Raw genomic sequence first — 12,376 nt, 5'->3', positions numbered from 1 at the left:
AGATATCGGGCACGTGGTGCTTTCGTGGTTTCCCGCGGACTTTGGTAATCGGCCAAATAAGCTTCACATCAACCGGATACACCTTCAGGTGTCGAGGGATGCCGACCGCCCAGGCCAGCCCGCGCTCCGTTAGCCCTTGTCGAAACGGTGCGCTAAGCCCGTANCCTGCATCGGCCAGCACACATCCAAAGTGCNCGTTGGCTGCCATCGCGCGGTCGATCTCGGCTAAAGCAATTTCCGGCTTGGACCGTGGCGTTCGGTGTTCGACTGGCACGCGAGCGCGCTTCAAACGAGACACGTCGCTTGCCCAACTGTCAGGCAGAAAGAGACGTAACGCGACCATCACTGGCACTTCGCCGCGCGCGAGCGTCAAAGACACCAGCGTTTGGCAATTTGCCGTTTTGCCGAGAGCCGACGCGTATTGAGCCGCAACACCAACCGAGCGTTCGCCCTTCTTCGGCAGTGAGGTGTCGTCAATAACGAGCACCGCATCGCTACCGCCGACAAGTCGGTCCGCCCGGTGGAGCAGCTCCGTCTCCAGCGGCGTCGCGTCCCAGACACCGTCCGCAATGAAATGGTGCAGCTGGTCGTAGTTGCCCGTGGCAAGGCGCTCCGCCATCGGCTGAACGCTCTTGCGATCGCCAGGACCGATCAATCCCGCAACATACAGAGGACACATGCGCTGCCGAGTCTTATGACCCAGCCGGTCCAAGAACGGCATCAGCCAGCGTTCAAGTTCGTCTTCCCATCCCGTCATGGTCAGCCCTCCAAGAGCCGACCACCCATGAATCATTGAAAAATTGATTCGGGAATCCTATAAAGCACGGCAAAACCGACAATCTGCCAAAGTAGTGCTAGGCCGTGTACCCATAAACCCAGCGACGTGATGCGACGAACGCAATGTCCGCTTTGCCCCCTATAGCGGGCGAGTTCGTGCGGCAGCGCAATATGTCGCGATGGGCCAATCGCGTCGTTTTGGACCGCTCTTAGGCAGGTCCGATCTACCCTTCAAAGGCGACATGAGGCGACAGACGGATTCAATCGCATCCGCAAACGTCGAACTTTTGATCCCGGCTGCTCATCACCTTGGGTCAGTTCGGCCGCTGCTTCGGGGGCATCGAAGCCAAAGTGGATGACCAAGTGCCGTTGGCTTGCTTTCGCCGAAGGTGGTGGAGAAGCCGGGGTATGTGATGGGGATCGTGCGGGAGCGAGCGTGACTCGCTCGCATCACGCTGTGAAGCATGAACGCTGCTAGCAGCCACTTCAATTCGTCGTGGTCTTGCCGCCGCGCATGGACACGAGCTTTTCCTCACGAAATCGGAGAATGAGCCATGCGGTCTCATCGAAACCGTCTGCGAGCTTTCCGTCGTGAGAATACACCATCTGAGCAGCTTCCGACTTCGACGGCGGTCCCAGCGCCGAGACTACCTCCAAACGCGACATACCCAAATGCAGCTTGCCATCGAAGACGAGGGGCGCGAACTTTTCCGGGATGATGGCGCAATCGGTCGAGGTCTCGGTGTCTTTCTCGGTGAGCTCTTCAACGATCTCTGTGACGAGATGGTCCGGGCCGCCCATCTCTCCGCTGGACACGACCCATAATCGATGCTGCGCGCGCCTATAACACAGCCAATAGATGCTACCTGCAGCGTCGCCCTGGTGTTGGATGGTCCCTTCGCCCACGGCTTTGCGGACCGCGCCGAGCGGCGTCTTCTCGAAGCGGCCGGCGAATGCGCCTAGCGAAAAGCGGGTCGCCAATCTCTTCACGACCGTCGGCGGCACGCGCTCGAACGCATGTTCGTCGACTGGCGGCGGCGATGCCTGCGCGGAGCAGTCGTCCGCGGGGATCGCGAAAAGGAGAAGCAGCAAGAAGAGCGTCTTTCGACCATCAACTCCGAATTGCCTTACATCGGAGATTGAGCGCTTCTGGAATAGCTCCTTTCCTTTGGCAAGGATGGCGTCAACATCGAGGTCTTTGACGCGGCCAACCGCTCTGTCCGCCAGTCCTTTATATACTTCTCGCCTCAGCAGGTCGCGCCCAGGCGTCGAGAGTGCGGGCGTCAGTTTCTGGGTGTCGGACACGTCAGACTATCTCCTGCGATGAAGAACGGCACAACATACCATAACTGACGTGTGGAGGAGCCTCCCTCACCCCACCGCCTTCAGTTGGCTTTGGCCGGCCCACTTGCTCCTCGAATGCTCTCGACGTCATCAAAAATGCTTGATTCATCACCCAGACTTGGCGGTGCCAAATCGGTGCCACGCGATTTTTGGAATTACAGTGCCAGTGCACTCAATTGACGACGAGCAGTTTGGTGCACCGTAATCGACCGCAATCGCGTAATCGAACGTGGTGGCAGGGTCTCACCAGCTGTCGACCATGCTTACAAAACAAAGAGCCCCGGCCATTGCCGGGGCTCTTGTCGCTGAACTCGGTTTGCGAGCCTCAGGGCCGAACTCCACCAAAGTCAAACAGGTAGTTGGCGCCAACCTTGAAGACCTGCTTGGTCGCACTCAAGGTCGTAGTGCCGGGCACAGAGCAGGTGCTCGTGCATTCGGTAAAGCTGACCTCCTTGGCGCCGAAACCCATGTAGTCGTATTCGGCCTTGACGGTCCAATTGCGGGTCAGGGCATGCTCAATGCCGACGCCAACGAGGAAGCCGTCCAAAGTGCCCTTTGCTGAGGTGGTGGTCGTGGTGAGGCTTCCAGTCGAGCAGCAAATGCTGGTCGAGGCCTGCTTAAATTCGCCCCAAGCCCATCCGCCCTTCCCGTAGATCAGCGTACGATCGAAGGTGATGCCGACACGAGCAGCAATGGTGAAGTCGTCGGTGCCACCACCAATGAAGGCCACTACCATGTAGCCCATACAAATGTTGTCGTCGAATGCGATCAAGAATTAACGACCACATTCGACGGCGAGAAGGTCGGTCGGTTGTTGATCACGCACTTGCACTCTCATGCAACTCCCCTCCTCCGCTACGACATTGGAGATTTTGGAAAGCTGCATCATCAGTGCCCTTGCGGACACAACGGGCCCACGATTTCTCACATCTATGGAAGAGGAAAGCACTTTCTGCGGCACCCCGATGGGAGGTATCTGCCTTTTTATCTGTCCCCTCGGGTACTGCGCGAAGCGGTCGAGTTCAAGGAATGCCGGTTTCGACAGGAATCGATCGATACCATCACGGTGGAAATTGGAGGCCGAGAGATCCTCACTCCTGAAGAAGAGGAAAAACTCAGGGCAACCGTGATTGCAGCCGCCGAACCCGCGTTCAAGGTGGAGATCAAGCCCGTGAAAGAGATCGACTGGTCCAACAACCTGAAGCAGCTTTTTTTCTCGAGCTCGGTGGTTTGAACGAGACGCCACGGCTCGTCTTACCGGAATTGCCGTATCATTCGCGGCAAGCCGCTCAATCAGGGACACATGTCTTTCGGGCTTTGTCCCAAACTCCATCCTGACATGGGATATCCACAAAATCGGCGAGGAGATTGGCCGCAAGCAGCGCAAGACCGACGAGCAGCAGGGTAGCCAGAGCGATAAGCCACTTTCTCATTCCAAGAATCTTCTCATTCCAAGAATCCTGCTTCCGCGCCCTCCCGTGATTGCGGAGCATTCAACTGACGCCGCTGTCGCAAGGTCATTGCCGCAGCATGACGCCTCGCTTGTGTCGAGCATTCTCGACCGCCTTGCGCAATCCCTTTTCCTCCGCTGTCCCGAACCGACCTATCACGTCGTCATAGACCGCGACGGCTTCCTCGCGCCGGCCCAATTGTTCGAGCGCGGCGCCCTTGCTGACGAGAGCGTCCGCGATCGTTTCGTGCAACTCCGCCTCGAGCAATTTCACGCTCTCCGCCGTCCCGACCACGTCCACCGCGCCGAGCCGCTGGACCACATCGTCATAGATCGCGATCGCTTCCTCCTCGCGGCCCAACTTGCCAAGTGCTACGCCTTTGCCGACGAGGGCCTTCGCGACCCACTCGCATTCCATCGCTTCGATTTCAGTTTTGAACCGGCTCACCACGTCGTCATAGAGCGCGATCGCTTCCTTGTTGCGGCCCAAATCTCCGAGGGTGTCGCCCTTGCGGACGAGGGCGTTCGCGACCACGCAGAGAAAGTACGAATCGGTTTCAGTTCCAAGCCGGCTCACCACGTCGTCATAGACCTGGACCGCTTGCTCGCTCCGGCCCGATTGCCCGAGTATGTCGCCCTTATAGAGAAAGGGCCTTCGACACCCATTCGTGCGACGATGTCCTGAACCGGCGCACGATATCGTCGAAGGTCGCCAGTGCTTCCTTGCGCCGGCCCAGTTCTGCAACTGCTACGCCCTTGTCGTAGAGCGCCTTCGCGACTTGCTCCTGCAAGTCTGGCTCGCTCACCGCCCCGAACCGTCTTACCACCTCGTCATAAACAGCGACCGCTTGTTTTTTCCGGCCCAATTGTCGTAAGGCGCCGGCCTTATCAAACAGGGCCTTCGCAGCCATCATGCGCAACTCCGGCTCGCCCGCCATCCCGAACCGGCGTACCACGTCGTCGTAGATCGCGATCGCTTCCTCCTTGCGGCCCAATTGTCCGAGCAATGAGCTCATGTCAAACAGCGCCTCCGCGGCCTCCGCGCGCAATCCCTTTTCCTTCGCTGTCCCGAACCGCCGGACCACACCGTCATAGGCCGTGATCACCTCCTCGTTGCGGTCAAATCGTTTGAGTGCGTAGCCCTTTTCGTGAAGTGCCCTCGCGGCCTTCTTGCGCAACCGCGCCTCGCTTGCTGTCCCGAACCGCCGCACGACATCGTCGTAAGCAGCGATTTCCTCGTCGTTGCGATCCAGTAGCCCGAGGGTGGTGCCCTTGTCGACAAGCGCCTCCGCGACCTCATAGCGCAATGCTGGCTCGGTCGTCGTCCCGAACCGGCGCAGGAGATCGTCGAGGACCGCGATAGCTTCGTTGAAAGCTTCGTTTCGTTGACCCGGGTTGGCTCGGATCATGGCCTTGTAGCCCGAGTAGCCTAGGGCCATGGCCTTGCTACGCAGCGCCTCCGCGACCTTCACGCGCGAGCTGGCGTCGTCGGACGTGCCGAACCGGCGCACGATATCGTCGTAACGTGCGATCTCTTCGTCGGTGCCGCTTGATTGTGCGATGCTCCCGCTAGCGGTCTGCGCTAGGGCGGCGTCTATCCCCGCAAGAGCCGAACCAACCAATACGATCGCGAGAGCGGCCAGCCAGCGGTTGAGGCGGTTGAATGAGAGGGTGGTGCGGCGAGATTGCGGCAATGCCATGTTCGGTCCAACGACTAGCAGATTTTGACGGCCCTTTTTGTCGCAGTTGCAGAGGCTGCGGTTCAGAGATGGCGGGGAGAAGTGATTTTCCGGCGTTCGTGGCCGCGTCGGCTATGTCTGGGATACGCTGTTGCTGTAGGGTACAGCCGGCGTCACTTGGGGCAGGACGGAATTGCGGTGACACCCATTCGCCGGTCGGTCGTCAAGGGCGCGGCCACCTTCTTTTGGCTGCGCGAGTTGCCAAGTTCTTCATTGCATTGTTTACACCGCCCCTCCCCCATCACGGGTCGTTTGAACCGGCAGACGACATCCTGCGACGAACAGCGCGGGAAGCGGCCGTTCATCATGCACGGCCGGGTTAATTCATGAGGGCGCTCTTGAAAATCTCATCTACGATCTTCGCCGCCGCGGTGATCCTGCATTGTACGACCGCCATGGCACAGCAACAACAATCGCCGCCTCCCGATCTTGGCCTGCACGAGATCGCCGATTCCGACACGGATCGCTACATCGCAAAGTCCAACGGCGTCGTCGGCCTCCTGAACGCCTCGCTGCGCGGCAAGGAATCCTGGAACAGGTATCTGAGCTGGGTCGATGTGAAGCGCGGCCCGACAGGCAAGGAGCGCATCATCTATGGCCTGTATTCGGTCGGATCGTCGGCCAAGGACGCGATAGAGAAGGCACGCAAGGCAGCGGGCGACAAGCCGGCGATCCCTGCACTCGATGACGCAACGAAGCAGCTCGCCTCGGCCTTCGAAACGCTGATTCCGATCCTGAACGAAGCGGAAGCCTACTACGATCGAAAGGACTATCTTTCCGACAACATGACCGGCGGCAAGGAGCTGCATGAAAAGCTGGTGCCGGCGGCAACGGCGTTTCTCGCTGCGCGCGCCACGACCGAGGCACTGCAGAACCAATTCAAGGACATGCTCGACCGTCAGCAATTGGCGAAGATCGAAAAGGCCGAAGGCAGGAGCGTGCACTGGCACGTACGCAATACCATGACACTGGCGAAGAAGGCCGTCGACCTGATGCCATCGAACCCGAAGGGCGGCGCAGACCTCCAGCAGTTCGATGCAGCGCTTGCGGCTTTCGGCAACGCCGTGCGTGACTTCGACACGGCGATCCGCGAGTCCGGAAAATCCACCCCGATCGATTCGTCTCCGCGAGAGATTCTCGGAAAATTGCGCGAGATGCGCGACAACATCGCCAAGGGCCACGCCGACAACATGACGTACTCGATGGACTATAACGGCGTCATCCAGCGGTATAACATGATGGTGACGATGTCGAACGCATTCCGTTGAATTGACAATATGAAGTGGAAGCAAGAAGCGATCGGGAGTCTTCGGAACAACGGCTGGACAGTGGAGGGTCTACCGAACCAACAGGCGGTACTCCCGCCAGGCCTCGCTTTGCGCTATCCAGACCTTCCATGTGAGTTCGAGCAATTCGTCACCGACCTCTCGTGCTGCGTTGGTCCTGGTGAAGCTACATGGCTTTTGTGCCCCACTGACTATCGAGGCGAAACGCAGTCGGCCTTCGCGTGGAACGAGTTCGAGTTGATGTCACTCGAAGCCGCGGGCGGTGATTCAACGCTGTGCCGATCGATCCGGACCTTTTGGTCCGAACACCTTCCGATCACGCTTTCCGTCGGCGCAGAATACGCGTACTGCGCAATCCGCGTGACCGAACCCGGCTTCGGCACCATCGTTAGTGGTCACGAACCCGAATTCGAAGACGCCACGGTCCAAGCGAATACCTTTCGTGAATTCGTAAGCCGGTTAGCCTCAGCGCCGCTATTACGGTGACAGTTCCAGCACCGCCGGCATGCTGCGCCGGCTGCCGGACCTCCTGAAGTCCGACACGAAAGTGCTGGTGCTGCAGCCAGGCGGTAACGACGCACGGCGCGGCGAGTCGGCTGCGACCGCCGATAATATCGCCGCGATCGGGCAGGCGGCGGAGGCGCGCGGCGTCAAGGTGGTGATGCTGGTGCACCTCGGACGCCTCGCACCATCGCATGAGCGCCTCGCCGACGGGCAGCACTTCAGCGCCGGGGGCCACGCGGCCTTCGCGAGCCAGCTCGCGCCGATGGTGAGCAGCGCCTGCGGGCGCTAGATGTGGTCTTTCAGGATGTTGTCGATCTGGTCTGAACCGAGGAAGCCGGGCCACAACATCTTGTGTTGCGCGTCGACGCATCGGGCTAATCCTACTTTGCATGGGGTTGATTTCGAGAAATATGAAATCGGATCTGCGATCGGGACAAAAGTCTCAAGCTCCGATCGCGTCGCTTCGCACGCCACGACGGAACCTACGGCGCCCCAAAGTCCCTTGGTGTGAAGGTGAGATCCAGCACCTTCCACTCCTCGTATTTGTCGGCCGGCAGCATGGTGTAGGGCTGGCAGGCCTGTAGCGCGGCCTTGGCGGCCTCCATCAGGGCAAGGCCCTTGGCGGGCGATGCGCTGGCCTCGATCAGTGCGGGAACGGTGGCGAGCTGGCCGTCGGTCGTCATGAAGGTGCGCATCTTGATGTGGATGTTGTCGGACGGCGCGATCGTGTCCGGCAGCTTGGCGCAGCTTCGCAAGTGACGGCGGAACTCGGCGATGATATTGGCCGGAAGCTTGGCCGCCTCAGTGGTCGTGGCACCGCCGCTCTCGTTTTCCTTGGGAGCGTCTTTCGACAAAGGCGGCAGCTCCGCGGGCAAGCCCAGCATCACGCCGTATTTGAGGGTGACGTCGGGCTCCGGCGGCGTGTAGCTCGGGGCCTGCGGCGCAGGTTGCGGCTGTGGCTGAGGCTGCGGCTGCGGTTGCGGTTGCGGTTGGGCTTTGGCCTCGCGCTTGGGAGGCGATGGCTGCGGTGAAGGCTGCGGCCGCGGCGAGGCCTGCGGCGCCGGCTGCGGCGATGGCTGCTGTGCTGTTTGTGGAGGCGGTGGCGGCGCGGGCGCCTCCGCCTTGTCCTTCGCGGCCAGCTCGGGCAGCTGAAGTTGCGGCGACGGCGTCGGCTCCGGCTCCTTCTGCTTCAGTTCCTCCGGCGTGACGATGTCCACGGCGATCGTGTCGCTCGGCGGGGCATGGAACGGATGCACCTCGCTGATCAGGACGATCAGCGCCACCAGCGTCCCGTGCACGACGGCCGACGCCGCAATGTCCGTCCGTATGATCCGCCGCCAATCCATGGCCCAACTTCGGTTGCTACCCACGCTCCTAGCATATGGACGTGGCGCCTCAATCCCATTTCGGCGCGAAGCCGAAATCGGTCAACCGGCCCTTGGGATGGGCGAGCGCGGCAATCTGGCTCATCTCATCGTCTGACAATTCGAAGTCGAAGATCTCGATGTTTTCCGAGAGACGTTCGACGCGGGAAGTACACGGAATTGCAACGACGTTCTGCTGCACCAGCCAGCGCAGGCAGATTTGCGCGGCCGTCTTGCGATGGACCCGGCCGATCCTGCCAAGCGTCTCGTCGCTCTTGATGCGGCCCTTGGCGATCGGACTGTAGGCGACGAGCGCAAGGCCGTGCTGGTCGCAGGCCGCCCTCACCTTGGTCTGATCGAGATACGGATGATACTCGACCTGGTCGCAGACCAGCGGCTCCGGACACGCAGCAACCGCCTCTTCGATCAGCGCCACCGTGAAGTTGGAGACGCCGATATGCCGCGTCAGCCCGAGCCGCCTGGCGTGCGCCAGCGCGCCCAGCGTCTCGCGCAGCGGCACGTGGGGGTTGGGCCAGTGCAGCAGCAACAGATCGACCGACGGCAGGCGCAGCCTGACCAGGCTCTCCTTGACCGAGCGCTCGAGATCGTTCGGGGCAAAATGATTGGTCCAGACCTTCGTGGTGATGAAGACGTCGTCTCGGCGCACGCCGGAGGCGCGAACAGCGTCGCCGACCTCGCGCTCATTGTCATAGACCTGCGCCGTGTCGACATGGCGGTAGCCGAGCCGCAGCGCCTGCTCCACCACGCGCGCGCAGGTCCGGCCGCTCAGCTCCCAGGTCCCGAGCCCGAGCGCAGGAATCTTTGCATCATTGGCCTCGACGAACAGCATGAGGAATCCTCTCCTCGCCCGCCCCGGTCGCATTATGGACCCCACGTACGCGGCTGCCAACCGAGGCCGCCGGCATTGGCGTCAGGCCTTGTTGTCAGGCTTTGGCGAGCGCCCGGAAGACCGTGTCGGGCGCATGTGCGATCACCGCGAGCAGCGCCCGTGCGGGTCCACGCGGCGCGCGCTTGCCCTGCTCCCAGTTGCGGATGGTCTCGACGGGCACGCCGAGCTTTGCGGCGAACTCCATCTGGGTGAGACAGGCACGGCGGCGCAGGTCGCGCACTTCAAGCGGGCCGACTTCGCTCGGCGCAGCCGCGCCTTGCAGCGGAAGCTCCTGCCCGTTCCGCAATTCGACGATCCGTCCGTCCGCTTTCAGCCGCAACCGCATGTTCATCCCCAAGTGGAGTGATCATGCACGCTCCGGCTTAAGTTCGGATTAACGATAGCGGGGCACGCGTGCCCCGGACGCAGCGCAGCGCTTCCCTGGCGATGCGAAGCATCGTCCCGTCAGCGGCGCGCTGCAGAGCCTGGGCCCATCTCAACGGGCGGTCCGTGTCGCTGGGTCCCGGTTCTGCGCAGCAGCGCTTACACGCCGCAGCGCGCCCGGGACACGAGACCTATTTCAGCCCGAACCACAAGGTCGCAATGCCGAGGAAGGAGAAGAAGCCAACGACGTCGGTGACCGTCGTGACGAAGGTGCCGGAGGCAACCGCGGGATCGGCCCGCACCCGTTCGAGCCCCATCGGGATCAGAATGCCGCCGAGCGCGCCGGCGACGAGGTTGCAGATGATCGCAAGCCCGATGACCACGCCGAGTCCGGGGATCTTGAACCAGGCCACAGCGGCAATGCCCGTAATCACCGCAAAGGCGAGGCCGTTGACGAGGCCGACGAAGGTCTCGCGCATCACCACGCGCCAGGCATTGGAGGAGCCGAGCTCGCGGGTGGCGAGCGCCCGCACCGCGACCGTCATGGTCTGGGTTGCGGCGTTGCCGCCCTGGCTCGCCACGATCGGCGCGAGCACGGCGAGCGCCACCATCTTCTCGAGCTGCCCCTCGAACAGGCCGAGCACGGACGACGCCAGGAACGCGGTGGCGAGATTGACCAGGAGCCAGTTGAAACGGGCGCGCGCAATGGTCAGCACGCTGTCGGACAGTTCTTCGTCGCTGGTGACGCCGCCGAGCGCCTTCAGGTCCTCGTCCGCCTCCTCCTCGATGACGTCGACGACGTCGTCGACGGTGACGACGCCGACCAGGCGATCCTGGGTATCGACGACGGGAGCGGCAACCAGATTGTACTTGCCGAACATGCGCGCCACCTCCTCCTGGTCCTCCAGGACGGAGACACGGCGGCGATCCTCGTCGCAGAGGTCGGTGAGCGGCACCGGGCGGCGGGTGCGCAAGAGCACGTCGAGCGGAACGGCGCCCTGCCAATGCTGTTCCTTGTCGACGACGTAGATCTCGTAGAAGCGGTCCGGCAGGTCGGGCGTCTCGCGCATGTAGTCGATCGCCTGGCCCACGGTGAAATCCTGGGGCACCGCGATGAACTCGGTCTGCATCCGCCTGCCGGCCGAGTTTTCCGGATAAAGCAGGCTGCGCTCGAGCGCGACGCGCTCGGGCAGCGGCAGCTTCTCCAGGATCTCCTCCTGATCCGCCTCGTCGAGGGTCTCGAGCAGCTCGACGGCGTCGTCGGATTCGAGCTCGCGGACACCCTCGGCGACCGTCTCCGGCGGCAATTCCTCGAGGATCTCCTCGCGCACGGCCTCGTCGACCTCGTTCAGGGCCGAGAAGTCGAAATCGCGCCCCGTCAGCTCGACCAGCCGGACACGGTCGTCCGGCTGCAGCGCCCCGATGAGGTCGCCGAGATCGGCCTCGTGCAGTTCCGCGACGATGGCCCGCAGCTGGGCGCTGTCTGAGGCTTCGATGGCCCGCGCGATCTCCGTGACGAATTCGTGACGAATTTCGCCATCTTCGTTGCGCATGGGAACATGGTCGAGGACCGAGGCCTCGGCGGTTGCGGCAACGTCCATATGTTCGTCCATGGCGCGCCTCGCCGTTTGACAGGATGGTTCAATTGGTTTGAGCTGGGGCTCAGGCAATAGTCACAAGGCAACATCGAGCGCAATGAGAAAGATGCGTCTGCACCAATGGCCCCTGCTGCTCGCTGCCGCGACGGCGGTGCTTGCCGGCATCACGGCGGCGGACGCGGCCGACTGCCCGCGCGAGGATGCGCTCGGCACTGCGCGCGTACTCAGCGTCGATGCCAAGACCTATCCGCGGGTCGGGCTGAAGAGCTTTCCGCAGACCCTGCCGCTCGCCGATCACGAGGTCGTGCTGACCTTCGACGACGGACCCCGGCCGCCGCACACGCAGAAGGTGCTGGCGGCGCTCGCGCATGAGTGCGTGCGCGCCACCTTCTTCCTGGTCGGCCAGTCGTCGGCAGAATCTCCGGCACTGGTCAAACGGATCGCTGCCGAAGGCCATACGGTGGCGCATCACAGCTGGTCGCATCCGATGTCGTCGAAGATCTCCTTCGAGCACGCTAAAGAAGACATCGATCGCGGGATCGAGGCCGACGAGAAGGCGCTCCACGGGATTGCGACCCGCACACCCTCGACCCCGTTCTTCCGTTTCCCCTATTTCGACTCGACGCCCGCAACCCTCGATCTCCTGCAATCACGCGGGATCGCCGTGTTCGGGGCAGACCTTTGGGCCAGCGACTGGGAAGAGATGACCCCGGAGCAGGAATTGAAGAAGGTCACCGAGCGGCTCGAGGCCGCCAGGAAGGGTATCATCCTCTTGCATGACGCGCAGGCGCGAACCGCGGCCATGATGCCCGCGTTCCTGCGGTACCTGCACGACAACGGCTACCACGTCGTTCACATTGTCCCGGCAGTGACGCAAAAGAGCGCCAATGCGCATTGATGCCGGAATGTCACGGCGGCCCAAATTGGGGTGATCGCGGGGCAATTAAGCCTCCGTTCATGCTAGGCCATGCAAATTGGATGGGGACCCGGGCCTGAACCGTTTCGGCCGGGCTTCGACCAAGGTTCTGATATCGCGTGGAT

Annotated in this window: 13 protein-coding genes; 4 read left to right on the top strand and 9 right to left on the bottom strand. The window is 62.0% G+C overall.

Translation table 11 applies throughout. From position 1 onward, the window contains the following. The 3 genes from YUU_RS0121420 to YUU_RS0121410 form a co-directional block, all read right to left on the bottom strand. On the bottom strand, window positions 1-793 hold a 793-nt coding region (locus YUU_RS0121420), incomplete at its 3' end, for an IS701 family transposase (RefSeq protein WP_035662930.1). A gap of 470 nt (window positions 794-1,263) precedes the next feature. After that, entirely contained in the window at window positions 1,264-2,082 is an 819-nt protein-coding gene (locus YUU_RS0121415; protein WP_027524247.1) for a hypothetical protein, read from the bottom strand. A gap of 364 nt (window positions 2,083-2,446) precedes the next feature. Then, window positions 2,447-2,893, bottom strand: coding sequence for an outer membrane protein (locus tag YUU_RS0121410; RefSeq protein WP_156944429.1), 447 nt, complete (start codon window positions 2,891-2,893; stop codon window positions 2,447-2,449). A 39-nt stretch (window positions 2,894-2,932) separates the two neighbouring features. Between YUU_RS0121410 and YUU_RS0121405 the strand changes: the two genes are divergently transcribed. After that, window positions 2,933-3,355, top strand: a complete 423-nt coding sequence (locus tag YUU_RS0121405; protein ID WP_027524245.1) for a hypothetical protein — start codon at window positions 2,933-2,935, stop codon at window positions 3,353-3,355. Window positions 3,356-3,638: 283 nt separating this feature from the next. Here the strand turns inward: YUU_RS0121405 and YUU_RS0121395 are convergent, their stop codons facing one another. Together YUU_RS0121395 and YUU_RS0121390 are read right to left on the bottom strand one after the other, a co-directional pair. Next, a complete protein-coding gene (locus YUU_RS0121395; protein ID WP_198031796.1) occupies window positions 3,639-4,148 on the bottom strand; it encodes a tetratricopeptide repeat protein in 510 nt (169 codons plus the stop codon). Between the two features lie 61 nt (window positions 4,149-4,209). After that, window positions 4,210-5,271, bottom strand: coding sequence for a tetratricopeptide repeat protein (locus YUU_RS0121390; protein WP_027524243.1), 1,062 nt, complete (start codon window positions 5,269-5,271; stop codon window positions 4,210-4,212). Window positions 5,272-5,648: 377 nt separating this feature from the next. On the opposite strand from YUU_RS0121390, the gene YUU_RS51315 reads away from it, so the two are divergent. After that, window positions 5,649-6,578, top strand: coding sequence for a YiiG family protein (locus YUU_RS51315; RefSeq protein WP_198031795.1), 930 nt, complete (start codon window positions 5,649-5,651; stop codon window positions 6,576-6,578). Window positions 6,579-7,101: 523 nt separating this feature from the next. Next, complete coding sequence (locus YUU_RS51310) at window positions 7,102-7,389, top strand: hypothetical protein (RefSeq protein ID WP_051389829.1); 288 nt, start codon at window positions 7,102-7,104, stop codon at window positions 7,387-7,389. A gap of 193 nt (window positions 7,390-7,582) precedes the next feature. On the opposite strand, the gene YUU_RS58800 is transcribed toward YUU_RS51310, so the two are convergent. From YUU_RS58800 to mgtE, 4 genes are all read right to left on the bottom strand, one after another. Next, on the bottom strand, window positions 7,583-8,446 hold the full coding sequence (locus tag YUU_RS58800; protein ID WP_027524241.1) for a hypothetical protein: 864 nt from the start codon (window positions 8,444-8,446) through the stop codon (window positions 7,583-7,585). A 49-nt stretch (window positions 8,447-8,495) separates the two neighbouring features. Further along, window positions 8,496-9,314 carry an aldo/keto reductase gene (locus tag YUU_RS0121365; protein WP_027524240.1) on the bottom strand — a complete coding sequence of 273 codons (819 nt, stop codon included), beginning with the start codon at window positions 9,312-9,314 and terminating at the stop codon, window positions 8,496-8,498. A gap of 94 nt (window positions 9,315-9,408) precedes the next feature. After that, window positions 9,409-9,705, bottom strand: coding sequence for a DNA-binding transcriptional regulator (locus YUU_RS0121360; RefSeq protein WP_027524239.1), 297 nt, complete (start codon window positions 9,703-9,705; stop codon window positions 9,409-9,411). Window positions 9,706-9,928: 223 nt separating this feature from the next. Continuing rightward, window positions 9,929-11,350: a magnesium transporter gene (gene mgtE / locus YUU_RS0121355; RefSeq protein WP_027524238.1), complete on the bottom strand. Its 1,422-nt coding sequence runs from the start codon at window positions 11,348-11,350 to the stop codon at window positions 9,929-9,931. 82 nt (window positions 11,351-11,432) lie between these two features. Here mgtE and YUU_RS0121350 point away from each other — a divergent pair, with 82 nt between their 5' ends. Further along, window positions 11,433-12,233: a polysaccharide deacetylase family protein gene (locus YUU_RS0121350; protein ID WP_051389828.1), complete on the top strand. Its 801-nt coding sequence runs from the start codon at window positions 11,433-11,435 to the stop codon at window positions 12,231-12,233. Window positions 12,234-12,376 lie beyond the last annotated feature (143 nt).

The sequence above is a fragment of the Bradyrhizobium sp. Ec3.3 genome (assembly GCF_000472925.1).
Classification (GTDB): Bacteria; Pseudomonadota; Alphaproteobacteria; order Rhizobiales; family Xanthobacteraceae; genus Bradyrhizobium.
Note: the sequence above shows the minus strand (reverse complement) of the source record. Positions and strands in the feature narration are given on the sequence as shown.

What these genes read in the sequence shown, in the direction of transcription:
- YUU_RS0121390 (WP_027524243.1), bottom strand. Translation starts at nt 5,271, where the DNA reads ATGGCATTGCCGCAATCTCGCCGCACCACCCTCTCATTCAACCGCCTC.
- YUU_RS51310 (WP_051389829.1), top strand. Translation starts at nt 7,102, where the DNA reads ATGCTGCGCCGGCTGCCGGACCTCCTGAAGTCCGACACGAAAGTGCTG.
- YUU_RS58800 (WP_027524241.1), bottom strand. Translation starts at nt 8,446, where the DNA reads ATGGATTGGCGGCGGATCATACGGACGGACATTGCGGCGTCGGCCGTC.
- YUU_RS0121365 (WP_027524240.1), bottom strand. Translation starts at nt 9,314, where the DNA reads ATGCTGTTCGTCGAGGCCAATGATGCAAAGATTCCTGCGCTCGGGCTC.
- YUU_RS0121360 (WP_027524239.1), bottom strand. Translation starts at nt 9,705, where the DNA reads ATGAACATGCGGTTGCGGCTGAAAGCGGACGGACGGATCGTCGAATTG.
- mgtE (WP_027524238.1), bottom strand. Translation starts at nt 11,350, where the DNA reads ATGGACGAACATATGGACGTTGCCGCAACCGCCGAGGCCTCGGTCCTC.
- YUU_RS0121350 (WP_051389828.1), top strand. Translation starts at nt 11,433, where the DNA reads ATGAGAAAGATGCGTCTGCACCAATGGCCCCTGCTGCTCGCTGCCGCG.